This window comes from Mycobacterium sp. E136, assembly GCF_001666865.1.
Classification (GTDB): Bacteria; Actinomycetota; Actinomycetes; order Mycobacteriales; family Mycobacteriaceae; genus Mycobacterium.
The window spans coordinates 1-10,047 of the sequence record NZ_LZJE01000192.1 but is presented as its reverse complement, the minus strand read 5'-3'; the positions used below and the strand labels follow the sequence as shown (position 1 = coordinate 10,047).

Annotated in this window: 12 protein-coding genes and 1 pseudogene; 5 read left to right on the top strand and 8 right to left on the bottom strand. The window is 67.5% G+C overall.

The window, feature by feature from the left end; translation table 11 throughout:
• The coding region (locus A5698_RS12615) for a M13 family metallopeptidase (RefSeq protein WP_286144489.1) at positions 1-1,142 on the top strand (1,142 nt) is incomplete at its 5' end.
• A gap of 52 nt (positions 1,143-1,194) precedes the next feature.
• Here the strand turns inward: A5698_RS12615 and A5698_RS12610 are convergent.
• A complete protein-coding gene (locus tag A5698_RS12610) occupies positions 1,195-2,256 on the bottom strand; it encodes a L,D-transpeptidase (RefSeq protein ID WP_067298994.1) in 1,062 nt (353 codons plus the stop codon).
• Between the two features lie 172 nt (positions 2,257-2,428).
• Between A5698_RS12610 and A5698_RS29980 the strand changes: the two are divergent.
• Both A5698_RS29980 and A5698_RS12600 read left to right on the top strand, forming a co-directional pair.
• Positions 2,429-2,819: pseudogene (locus A5698_RS29980) on the top strand (PPOX class F420-dependent oxidoreductase).
• A 30-nt stretch (positions 2,820-2,849) separates the two neighbouring features.
• The gene (locus A5698_RS12600; RefSeq protein ID WP_067298989.1) at positions 2,850-3,143 is read left to right on the top strand and encodes an MTH1187 family thiamine-binding protein; all 294 of its coding nucleotides are present in this window, start codon (positions 2,850-2,852) and stop codon (positions 3,141-3,143) included.
• Here A5698_RS12600 and ricR read toward each other — a convergent pair.
• Together ricR and A5698_RS12590 are read right to left on the bottom strand one after the other, a co-directional pair.
• Entirely contained in the window at positions 3,140-3,430 is a 291-nt protein-coding gene (gene ricR, locus A5698_RS12595; RefSeq protein WP_067298987.1) for a copper-sensing transcriptional repressor RicR, read from the bottom strand. The genes A5698_RS12600 and ricR overlap by 4 nt on opposite strands.
• A gap of 2 nt (positions 3,431-3,432) precedes the next feature.
• On the bottom strand, positions 3,433-4,056 hold the full coding sequence (locus A5698_RS12590) for a DUF305 domain-containing protein (RefSeq protein WP_068297059.1): 624 nt from the start codon (positions 4,054-4,056) through the stop codon (positions 3,433-3,435).
• Positions 4,057-4,136: 80 nt separating this feature from the next.
• Here A5698_RS12590 and ilvD point away from each other — a divergent pair, with 80 nt between their 5' ends.
• A complete protein-coding gene (gene ilvD / locus A5698_RS12585) occupies positions 4,137-5,867 on the top strand; it encodes a dihydroxy-acid dehydratase (protein WP_068297057.1) in 1,731 nt (576 codons plus the stop codon).
• 4 nt (positions 5,868-5,871) lie between these two features.
• Here the strand turns inward: ilvD and A5698_RS12580 are convergent, their stop codons facing one another.
• The 5 genes from A5698_RS12580 to A5698_RS12560 form a co-directional block, all read right to left on the bottom strand.
• Positions 5,872-6,387 carry an MBOE_33420 family protein gene (locus tag A5698_RS12580; protein WP_068297051.1) on the bottom strand — a complete coding sequence of 172 codons (516 nt, stop codon included), beginning with the start codon at positions 6,385-6,387 and terminating at the stop codon, positions 5,872-5,874.
• An 86-nt stretch (positions 6,388-6,473) separates the two neighbouring features.
• A complete protein-coding gene (locus A5698_RS12575; RefSeq protein ID WP_068297064.1) occupies positions 6,474-6,857 on the bottom strand; it encodes an SRPBCC family protein in 384 nt (127 codons plus the stop codon).
• A 64-nt stretch (positions 6,858-6,921) separates the two neighbouring features.
• Entirely contained in the window at positions 6,922-7,440 is a 519-nt protein-coding gene (locus A5698_RS12570; protein WP_084792422.1) for an MBOE_33420 family protein, read from the bottom strand.
• A 25-nt stretch (positions 7,441-7,465) separates the two neighbouring features.
• Complete coding sequence (locus tag A5698_RS12565; RefSeq protein ID WP_068297047.1) at positions 7,466-8,239, bottom strand: DAPG hydrolase family protein; 774 nt, start codon at positions 8,237-8,239, stop codon at positions 7,466-7,468.
• Between the two features lies 1 nt (position 8,240).
• Positions 8,241-9,578 (bottom strand): FAD-binding oxidoreductase, encoded by a 1,338-nt coding sequence (locus A5698_RS12560; RefSeq protein WP_068297044.1) that lies wholly within the window; start codon positions 9,576-9,578, stop codon positions 8,241-8,243.
• A 66-nt stretch (positions 9,579-9,644) separates the two neighbouring features.
• Between A5698_RS12560 and A5698_RS12555 the strand changes: the two genes are divergently transcribed.
• Positions 9,645-10,047: helix-turn-helix domain-containing protein (locus A5698_RS12555; RefSeq protein ID WP_231967390.1), on the top strand; the 403-nt coding region annotated here is incomplete at its 3' end.

Genomic DNA, 10,047 nt, shown 5'->3' with positions numbered 1-10,047 from the left:
AGGACTGGAAGCGTTGGCTGCGCTGGCGCGTCATCCACGCCCACGCCTTCCTGCTGACCGACGACCTGGTCGCCCAGGACTTCGCGTTCTACGGCCGGCGACTCTCGGGCACCGAGCAGATCCGTGACCGGTGGAAGCGCGCCGTGTCGGTGGTGGAGAGCCTGCTGGGCGACGCGGTCGGAAAGCTCTACGTACAGCGGCATTTCCCGCCGCACGCCAAGGAGCGGATGGACGAACTCGTCGACAACATTCGCGAGGCGTACCGCGTCAGCATCAACTCCCTGGACTGGATGACGCCGCAGACGCGGGAGAAGGCGCTGGCCAAGCTCGACAAGTTCACGCCCAAGATCGGATATCCGGCGAAGTGGCGTGACTATTCGGGCCTCGTCATCGAGCGCGACGACCTCTACGGCAACTACCGCCGCGGCTACGCGTTCGAGTACGACCGGGAACTGCGCAAGCTCGGCGGGCCCGTCGACCGCGACGAATGGTTCATGACGCCGCAGACGGTCAACGCCTACTACAACCCGGGCATGAACGAGATCGTCTTCCCCGCCGCGATCCTGCAGCCGCCCTTCTTCGACGCCGACGCCGACGACGCCGCCAACTACGGCGGGATCGGCGCGGTCATCGGCCACGAGATCGGGCACGGCTTCGATGATCAGGGCGCGAAGTACGACGGTGACGGCAATTTGGTCGACTGGTGGACCGACCAGGACCGCACCGAGTTCGGGTCGCGCACAAAGAAGTTGATCGAGCAGTACGACGAGTACGTCCCCCGGCAGTTGAGCAACGGACACCACGTGAACGGCGCCTTCACCGTCGGCGAGAACATCGGCGACCTCGGCGGTCTGTCGATCGCGCTGCTGGCGTACCGCCTGTCGCTCAAGGGTGAGCCCGCACCGGTGCTCGACGGGCTGACCGGCGAGCAGCGGGTCTTCTTCGGCTGGGCCCAGGTGTGGCGGACGAAATCCCGTGACGCCGAGGCCATCCGGCGGCTTGCGATCGACCCGCACTCACCGCCGGAGTTCCGGTGCAACGGCGTCATCCGCAACATGGACGCGTTCTACGAAGCGTTCGACGTGACCGAGAACGACGCGCTCTACCTCGACCCGGAACGACGGGTTCGTATCTGGAACTAGGGATTTCGGTGCGCTGACAGTCGCTCAGCGATCGTTAGCGCACCGAAATCGCTCAGAACATCTGCCAGTCGGACGCGCCGTCGGGCTGGTTGTAGGTGCCGACCGAGTTCTTGACAACGACGGCGTCACCGCTGCCGAAGTTGTCGAAGAACCACTGCGCGTTGGCGGGGCTGAGGTTGACGCAGCCGTGGCTGACGTTCTCCTCACCCTGTGAGCCGACCGACCACGGCGCGCTGTGCACGAAGGCGCCGCTGTTGTCGATGCGCACGGCGTCCTGCACTTTGACCTTGTAGCCGTTGGGCGAATCCACCGGCACGCCGTAGGTGGAGGAGTCCATCACGATGTCGGCGAACTTCTCCAGCACGTAGTAGGTGCCGTTCTTGGTCTCGTGACCCTGCTTGCCCATCGACACCGGGAACGTCTTCTCGAGCTCGCCGTTGCGGTGGACGTACATCTGCAGGGTGTCGTTGTCGATGGTGGCGACGAGCTGCTCGGGCACGGTGAAGCTGGACTTGGTGCCGGAGGCGTCGATGTTGACCGTCGTGCCCGCGGGCCAGAAGTCCTGCGGACGCCAGCGCACCTGGGTGTCACTGGTCCAGTAGAACCGGCCGGGCACCGGCGGGTTCGACGAGATATGGATCGCATCCTCGGCCATCTGACGGTTGGCGATCGGCCGCTGGAAGTTGATGTAGATCGGCTTGGCTGCGCCGACGATCGAACCGTTGCTCGGATTGAAGGACGGCGGCGCGAACACCGGGGAGCCGACGTACGGCGTCGGGTTCTGCCCGGGCGGGGTGCCCTCCGGGATCGGCTGCTGCTGAGCCAGCGGATTGGGCGGCGCGAAGAACGGGTTCGACGACGGCGGCGGAGGCGGTGTCTCGGCCGCCGGGGGCGGCCCGGGCGGGGCCGCGGGGGCCGCGAGCGGATCCGCAGGCGGAGGCGGCGGCAGGGCCGGCCCCGGTGGCGGTGCCGGCGCCAGGGCCGGATCGACCGGCGCCGGTGGCGGCGGGACAACGGGCTGAGCCAGAGCGGACGGGCTGGTGAGCACCATCCCGCCGACGACGCTCGCCGCCAAGACCGCAGTGAGCAGCCGACTGCGCTTTACCCTGCGCATACACAACCTCCCAGTCGCAGAACTTCAACCAGTGTGGCATAACGCCCGGGACACTCAGTGCCGCCTCGACGTGGGCAAACCCCTTATCGACACCCGTGACCTGCACTGTTCATCGGTTCAGGACGCTTACTGTTAACACCGCAGCCGCCGAACCGCCTTCGAGAGGACCGCCATGGTCGCCATTCCCGCCGGATACGAGTCCCTTCTGGAACGCCCGCTGTACGGACATCTGGCCACCGTCCGGCCGGACGGCACGCCACAGGTCAATCCGATGTGGTTCGCGTGGGACGGCGAGGTGCTGCGCTTCACCCAACACCACCAAACGCCAGAAATTCCGCAACATCGAGGGTCAGCCCGCGGTCGCGATGTCGGTCAGCGACCCGGAGAACCCGTACCGCTACCTCGAGGTCCGCGGCGTCGTCGAGGCCATCGAGCCCGATCCGACCGGCGCGTTCTACCTGCAGCTCAACGATCGCTACAGCGGCCCGTTGGCCGAACCGCCCGCCGACAAGGCCGACCGGGTGATCCTGATCGTGCGACCCACCGGCTACAGCAAGCAGTAGCCGACCGCCGGTCGGTGGCAGGCTGGTCGAATGATTGTGGCCTTCAGCGTGAGCCCGACGGGTGGCGACGACAGTGTCGGCGACGCGGTCGCCGAGGCGGTCAGGGTGGTCCGCGAATCCGGGCTTCCCAACGAGACGAACGCGATGTTCACCAACATCGAGGGCGACTGGGACGAGGTGATGGACGTCGTCAAGCGGGCGGTCGACGCGGTCGCTGCGGTGTCGCCACGGGTGAGCCTGGTACTCAAGGCCGATATCCGCCCCGGCCACACCGATCAGCTCACGGCGAAGGTCAAGCGGATCGAAGACGTCCTCGGGGGCTAGGACCGCACCAGGCGCGCGATCGCGGCGGACGCCTCGGCCAGCTTCGCGTCGGCCTGGTCACCGCCTTCGGTGACCGCCTGCGCCACGCAGTGCCCGAGATGCTCGTCGAGCAGACCGAGCGCGACCGACTGCAGCGCGCTGTTGACGGCGCTGATCTGAGTGAGCACGTCGATGCAGTACTTGTCGTCCTCGATCATCTTCGCGATGCCGCGAACCTGACCCTCGATTCGGCGCAGCCGCTTGGCGTAGTTGTCCTTCTGCTGCGAATACCCGTGCACCGCGGTCATTTTCAGCCCCTCAACATCTGATTCATCTGATCGATCTCGGCCTGCTGCGTGTCGACGATCGACTGGGCCAGCCGCTTGGCGTCGACGTTCTCGCCGTTGGCGAGCTCGGCGCGCGCCATCTCGATCGCGCCCTGGTGATGGCCGATCATCGACTGCAGCCACAGGGTGTCGAACTCCGGACCCGAGAGTGTCTTGAGCTTCGCCATGGTGGCGTCGTCGACCATGCCCTGCATCGCGCCGTGCCCGGAGCCGTGTCCGCCGTGCCCCTCCTGCCCGGTGCCCGCTTCGGGGTTCTCCTTCCACTGCACGAGCAGCACCTGCATGGTGCGGATCTCGGGCTCCTGGGCGTTGGCGATCTGCTGGGCGAGCGCCTTGAGCTCCGGGTTCGTGGAGCGGTCCGGAACCAGCGCCGACAGTTCGACGGCCTGCTCGTGATGCGGAATCATGTCAGTCGCGAACGCGACGTCGTCGGCGTTGAAGCCGGCCGGCTGACCGCTGATCGCGGGCTCGTCAGGGTGCTCGTGGTCGGTGTGACCATCCGACGCCGGGGTCGTGCATGAAGTGAGCAACACGGCGGTGGCGAGGGCGACCAGGACAGCGGAGAGGCGAGCGATCAGGGACGTCATGGGCTCGATGCTACCGCATACCCCACCGGGGTATAGATAACGGTTTGGCCGGGGCAAAACCCCGAAGGCATACTTGTTCGATGCCCTCAGAAACTCCCGACACCGAAGCCCGCCGTCGGGCCGAGCCCGATATCAAGCCCCGCAGTCGCGACGTCACCGACGGCCTGGAAAAGGCCGCAGCCCGCGGGATGCTGCGCGCGGTAGGCATGGAGGACGACGACTTCGCCAAACCGCAGATCGGCGTCGGCTCGTCGTGGAACGAGATCACGCCCTGCAACCTCTCACTGGACCGGTTGGCCAAGGCCGTCAAGGACGGCGTCCACGCCGCGGGCGGCTTCCCGATGGAGTTCGGAACCATCTCGGTGTCCGACGGCATCTCGATGGGCCACGAAGGCATGCACTTCTCGCTGGTGTCGCGCGAGGTGATCGCCGACAGCGTCGAGACGGTCATGCAGGCCGAACGCCTCGACGGCTCGGTGCTTCTCGCCGGATGCGACAAATCGCTGCCCGGCATGCTGATGGCCGCGGCGCGACTCGATCTCGCGAGCGTGTTTCTCTACGCCGGATCGATCCTGCCGGGCAAGGCCAAGCTGTCGGACGGCACCGAACGGGAGGTGACGATCATCGACGCGTTCGAGGCGGTCGGCGCATGTGCGCGCGGGCTGATGCCCCGCGAGGACGTCGACGCGATCGAACGGGCCATCTGCCCCGGCGAGGGCGCCTGCGGCGGCATGTACACCGCGAACACGATGGCCTCCGCCGCCGAGGCGCTGGGCATGTCGCTGCCGGGCAGTGCGGCGCCGCCGGCCACCGACCGCCGTCGCGACGGATTCGCGCGGCGCAGCGGCCAAGCCGTCGTCGACCTGCTGCGGCGCGGCATCACCGCCCGCGACATCCTCACCAAGGAGGCGTTCGAGAACGCGATCGCTGTGGTGATGGCGTTCGGCGGATCCACCAACGCCGTGCTGCACCTGCTGGCGATCGCCCACGAGGCCAACGTCAAACTGACACTCGAGGACTTCACCCGGGTGGGTGCCAAGGTGCCCCACCTCGCCGACGTCAAGCCGTTCGGTAAGCACGTCATGTACGACGTCGACCACATCGGCGGCGTCCCCGTCGTGATGAAGGCACTGCTGGATGCCGGCCTGCTGCACGGGGATTGCCTGACGGTAACCGGTGAGACCATGGCCGAGAACCTCCGCCACATCGCGCCGCCGGATCCCGACGGCAAGGTGCTGCGTGCGCTCAGCGACCCCATCCACCCGACGGGCGGCATCACGATCCTGCACGGGTCGCTGGCCCCCGAGGGCGCAGTGGTCAAGTCGGCGGGCTTCGACTCGGACATCTTCGAAGGCACCGCAAGGGTTTTCGAGCGTGAGCGGGCCGCGCTGGACGCTTTGGAGGACGGCACGATCCAGGCCGGCGACGTCGTGGTCATCCGCTACGAGGGACCCAAGGGTGGGCCCGGCATGCGGGAGATGCTGGCGATCACCGGCGCCATCAAGGGTGCGGGCCTGGGCAAGGATGTGCTGTTGATGACCGACGGCCGGTTTTCCGGCGGCACGACGGGCCTGTGCGTCGGACACATCGCGCCCGAAGCCGTCGACGGCGGCCCGATCGCATTCCTGCAGGACGGCGACCGCATCCGGCTCGACGTGGCGAACGGCACGCTCGACGTGTTGGTCGACCCGGCGGAATTCGACTCGCGCAAGGCCGGTTTCGAACCGCTGCCACCGCGCTACACCACCGGCGTGCTGGCGAAGTACACCAAGTTGGTCGGATCGGCGGCGGTCGGCGCGGTCTGCGGGTAGCGGCCTATTGAGGCGGTGGCGGGTCGGTCGGGGTCAGCGCGATGGGAAGCCAGTAGGTGCCGGGGCCCTGGCCGGGGCAGCCCGGCGCGGGCACCGTGAACGTCCGCTCGCCGGAGAAGCTGCCGTCGCCGTTGGGCCGAAGCCAGTCCGAGCGCTGCGTGGTGACGGTGCCACCGCTGCCGTCGGGGTTACAGTAGAAGGGGTATTCGCCCGCGGACTCCCAGCGGTCGCCGTTCCACCGGTATTCGAATTGCGCTGGCGCATCGGGGTCTTGCGAGATCTCCGTCTCGCGCAACCACTTGGCCAGGCAGCCGGTCGTATCGCAGTTGGTGGTGAACAGTCCCAGCTGTGTGGCCGGCGGCGCGAAGGCCGGCGCGCCGTTGAACGTCTGCCGCGAGTGATCGAGAAAGGCGTTGTAGTAGCCGTAGATCGGTGCCGGTTCGGGGCGGTCGGCCGTGGCCACGGGCGCCAACGTCACTGTGGTAGAGACGATGCCCGCGACGAGCGAGAGTGTCTTCATCTTCGAGAGCCCCTTCGTCCGGAGCCCTCGACGGCCGGAGAACCCTGGGCACTGGATAGCACAGTGCCGCGCCGGCCGTCGTCGAATCAGCGAGTCCGGGGTGCGCCGGCGAGCTGGGCGATGCGCGGCAGGGCGATCGCGCAGACCGGCAGGTACGCGGTCGCCCACCACGGCACGCCGAACACGATCCTCGAGCCGTCGCCCTCGGGGATCACCTCGTGGCGGGTCGCCCCGACACCGGCGACCTTCCACGCCCAGCAGCGGCGGGGACGGAACTCGGTGATGGTGAACGGCAATGGCACACCGACAGGTGTGAAGACCTTGCCCCGGGCTCCGAGATGCAGGGGTTCGGGGTCGTCGAGTTCGGCGCCCGACACGGTCGGTCCCCACTGCGGCCATGTGGACAGGTCGGTGATGACGTCCCAGACCGCTTCGGGAGACGCGTCGCTGCGTAACTCCACGGTCGGCATCCCACGCCGGAATCCGAAGTTCACCACTGGCTGATGCCCCGCCGCGGGGGCGGTTAAACGACGGCTACCGCGGCGGTGGCGGGTCGATGGGTGTCAGGTTGAACGTCAGCCAGTGGGTACCGGGCCCTTCGCCGGGGCACCCGGTCCCTTCGGTGACGAGCGTCCGCTCCCCGAAGAAGCTGCCGTCCGGGTTGGGGATCAGGTAGTCCGAGCGTGTCGCGTTCACGGCGCTGCGCGGGTCGCTCCGATCGCAGAAGTAGGGATACTCGCCGCTTGTCGACCACCGGTCGCCGGTCCACCGGTACTCGAACTGCAGTGGTGCGCCCGGATTGCGGGCGTGGTCGTCCTCGTTGTGCCAGCGCGCGACGCAGCCGTTCGCATCGCATTGGGTGGTCAGTTCGACGGGGAACGTGACAGGGTCCATCGGCGTCGGCCGGCCGTTGAACGTCTGCTTCGAGAAGTCGATGAAGACGTTGTACCACCCGTACAGCGGCGGTGGTTCGGCTCTTTCTGCGTGCGCGACAGGGACGAAGGCCAGGGCTGCGCCTGCTGCAAAGACCGCCACCGGCAACGATTTCGACATAGATCTGGTTAACACATCGACAGGTTCAGCGCCCGCCGAATCGCGCGTAAAGCTCGGGCAGGAAGGCGGCGAGATGGTTCATCTCCTGCGCACAGTGCACCATCAGGTCGCGGGGGTCGGGTAGCTGACGGGCGGCGACGGGTCGAACGACCCTGTCAGCCAACCGGTTTGCGTACCGCACGGCGACATGACGACCACCCATCCAGAAGCGCGAGCGCATCTCGGAGCCGTCGGGCGTCGCGCGAACCTGGTGGACCAGCCAGCCGACATCGACCGGGACATCGCTCGATCCGAGCCGCGCGCAGATCGCGACACCGTCGCTCAGTTCGCCCAGCCCCAGTTCCGACGGGTCCACGAACTGGATCGCCGGGCGGGTGAACGACGAGCCGAGGTACTCCTCCACGAGCGACGTCCGCCCGACGTACCCGGCTTCGCCGCCGCCGTCGCTCCAGTGGGCCGACACATGCGCGCGGGGGTGCCACAGCTTGTAACGGCGCGAGTCGCTGCCGTGCCACCCGAACCACCAATTCCACATGTCCGGGGTGACGCCGGGCATGTCGGTGCGAACCGAGACCTGGATACCGCCGTCGCGCAGGACGCCGTATCCGTTCTCGGTCTGCTGATATCCGTCGCCGCGCATCGCGACGATGTCGTCGAATGCGGACAGCGTCGGCTCGGCCTGGGGTCCGTGCTCCAGCGCCACAACGACATGCTCTGGTAGGGCGCCCATCTCGGGGTGGTAGAACCGCGCAAAATCGACGGAGAAGTCGTCATCGCGGTAGCCGAGGTAAGACTTCATGTCACACCCTGCCCATCCAGCTGTGGAATCGACCGTCGGGGTCGTACTGTGCGCGCACGCGATCGAGGCGGTTCATCGCGTCATCGGTGGCGAACCGGGCCGGACGCTGACCGAGGTTCTCGTCGGCAAGTTGGATGCCGGTCGCCAGATGTGCCATGTCCGCCATGTTCGACCGTGCCCAGTCGGAATAGCGGTCGTCGTCGGCGGCATCGCGCCAAACCGTGTACAGCGCAAGGTAGATGTCGTCCTCGAGGCTGTACGCCATGTCCTGACGGGCGGGCGACGGTCCCCAGTTCAGCCACAGGAAGTGCGACGGATGCGGCGGCAGCGTTTCGATGATGTGGCGGATACCGGGTAGCAGGTCGTCGGCGGGCGCCGACGTCCACATGTTGTCGGCGGCGTAGCGGTAACCGGTCGGATAGTTGCTCATCACCCCCTCGTACCAGCTCGCGAGATCGGCAGGCGCGTACGGGATCGCGACGATGGCCTGGTCGCGGACCCGACATGTGTCGAGCAATGCCAACGCTTCCGCCGCCTCGTCTTCCGAATCGGCGAACACCGGTGAGGCCATGACGATTCCGGGCTGATCGACCCCGGCGCCCGGCACGCTTCGCGACGCGACGATCTGCAACTCGACGCGACGGTCGACATCGGCGCTGATGGCCCGGGCCCAGGTGAAGATCTCGTCGGCGAGTTCGATGGGGTACACGTAGAGGCTGCTCCCGCAGACGGCGGGACGGGGATACAGCTTGAGATGAAACGCGGTCACCACGCCGAAGAAGCCCGGTCCCGACCCCCTTGCCGCCCAGTACAACTCGGGGTGGCTGTCGGGTCCGCAGTGGGTTCGCTCGCCGTCGGCGGTGACCACGTCGAGGCCGATGACGCTTTCGCACGCCGGACCGAGGATGCGACTGTTCCATCCGTATCCACCTTGCAGCAGGTACCCGCCGATGCACACGCCCTTGCAATGCCCGGCCGGAAAGAACAGGTTCTGGGCCTCGAGGTCCGCGGCCAGCAGGCTGCCGCCCTTGCCGGGCCCGACGATCGCGGTCATGCGGTCGGCGTCGATGGAGCAGTCGTCGAGGCGGCTGACGTCGAGCAGCAAGCCACCGTCGCGGACGTGGTTGCCCGCCCAGCTGTGCCCGCCCGAGCGCACGCCGATCTTGAGGTCGTGTGCGGCCGCATAGCGGACCGCGGCGACGACGTCGTCGACGGAAGCAGCCTGCACAACCACTTCGGGATAGCGGTCCGGGGTGCGCGCATTCCAGACGGTCGCGCGGCGAGCGGCGTCGTATCCGTCGTCGGAGCGGGTGAAGGAACGGCCAGATGGAAGCGACATCTGGGACCTCCTCGGTCCGTATACCGAATCTTTGTGAACCGGTATGCGGATCAATATAGTGAGGGCGTGACGCGGCCGGGCCGAAATGAACGAACCGATGGCATTCAGGTGCTGCGCCGGGCGGCGGCCGCCCTCGACGAGATCGCGGCGGCTCCCGGACAGCTGCGGCTGGTCGATCTGTGGGCGCGGCTGGGACTGGCCAAATCGACGGTGCGGCGGTTGCTCGTCGGGTTGGTGGAGGTCGGCTTCGCGGCGGTCGACGACCAGGGACGGTTCTCGCTCGGGGATCGTCTGCTCGGCCTCGGAAGTGCCGACGTCGCGGGGCTCGCGGCGTTGTTCCGGCCGACGCTCGAGCACCTAGCGGCCAGCACCGGGGAGACGGTCGATCTTTCGGTGTTGCGTGGCGGCGAGATGTTGTTCATCGACCAGGTGGAGTCGGCCCATCGACTGCGGGCGGTGTCGGCGGTCG

What these genes read in the sequence shown, in the direction of transcription:
- A5698_RS12610 (WP_067298994.1), bottom strand. Translation starts at nt 2,256, where the DNA reads ATGCGCAGGGTAAAGCGCAGTCGGCTGCTCACTGCGGTCTTGGCGGCG.
- A5698_RS12600 (WP_067298989.1), top strand. Translation starts at nt 2,850, where the DNA reads ATGATTGTGGCCTTCAGCGTGAGCCCGACGGGTGGCGACGACAGTGTC.
- ricR (WP_067298987.1), bottom strand. Translation starts at nt 3,430, where the DNA reads ATGACCGCGGTGCACGGGTATTCGCAGCAGAAGGACAACTACGCCAAG.
- A5698_RS12590 (WP_068297059.1), bottom strand. Translation starts at nt 4,056, where the DNA reads ATGACGTCCCTGATCGCTCGCCTCTCCGCTGTCCTGGTCGCCCTCGCC.
- ilvD (WP_068297057.1), top strand. Translation starts at nt 4,137, where the DNA reads ATGCCCTCAGAAACTCCCGACACCGAAGCCCGCCGTCGGGCCGAGCCC.
- A5698_RS12580 (WP_068297051.1), bottom strand. Translation starts at nt 6,387, where the DNA reads ATGAAGACACTCTCGCTCGTCGCGGGCATCGTCTCTACCACAGTGACG.
- A5698_RS12575 (WP_068297064.1), bottom strand. Translation starts at nt 6,857, where the DNA reads ATGCCGACCGTGGAGTTACGCAGCGACGCGTCTCCCGAAGCGGTCTGG.
- A5698_RS12570 (WP_084792422.1), bottom strand. Translation starts at nt 7,440, where the DNA reads ATGTCGAAATCGTTGCCGGTGGCGGTCTTTGCAGCAGGCGCAGCCCTG.
- A5698_RS12565 (WP_068297047.1), bottom strand. Translation starts at nt 8,239, where the DNA reads ATGAAGTCTTACCTCGGCTACCGCGATGACGACTTCTCCGTCGATTTT.
- A5698_RS12560 (WP_068297044.1), bottom strand. Translation starts at nt 9,578, where the DNA reads ATGTCGCTTCCATCTGGCCGTTCCTTCACCCGCTCCGACGACGGATAC.